Source organism: Modestobacter italicus (genome assembly GCF_019799965.1).
GTDB classification, from domain to species: Bacteria; Actinomycetota; Actinomycetes; order Mycobacteriales; family Geodermatophilaceae; genus Modestobacter; species Modestobacter italicus_A.
On the sequence record NZ_JABGCJ010000110.1, the window covers coordinates 1 to 572 of the forward strand.

The 572-nt window shown below is 29.0% G+C and carries 1 protein-coding gene; it reads right to left on the bottom strand.

Features of this window, described 5'->3' with window-relative positions:
* Positions 1 to 355 precede the first annotated feature (355 nt).
* The coding region (locus HLA93_RS20500) for a hypothetical protein (protein WP_222196286.1) at positions 356 to 572 on the bottom strand (217 nt) is incomplete at its 5' end.

A 572-nucleotide genomic window follows, 5' to 3' on the forward strand; every position in this document is an offset into this window, starting at 1 on the left:
TATCTCATATGATAAAAATCAAGTTTCTTTCTTAAAATAATTGAAACTCCTAAAAGAACGCAATTAGGGTTTTAAAATAAAAGAATTTAATTTGAGAAATTATTATCACAATTCCTACCATGCTATTAACACCTTAATAAACTCAGTAGATTAATCACTATTAACCTACAATGGTGGAATAAATAATAACTCAAAATAAAATTCAAAGAAAGAAATAATTTCTATACTAAAACAGAAATTTCAGAATTCGACAACTGTTTTGCGACTAATCTTTCCTATATTAAAACAACTTTTAATAATGTGAGAATACTCTATTTCACAAGGATTTTTAGTCTACTTTCAAATGGCATAGGTCTCATAAAGTAATTCCAACGTTTGGTATCACTTTAAAGTGATTTGTGACATGATCTCCAAACCATGGCAGATTCTGGAAATTCCTCACAAATGACTTTGTTGGGCTTATTCTAAAGTGAACTAAGTCTTCTAAACACTTCAATTCACAAAGTTTATCAATCCTCTTTCCAATGGCAGGGGTCTCATGAATTAATTCCAACGTTTGGTATTGATTAGAG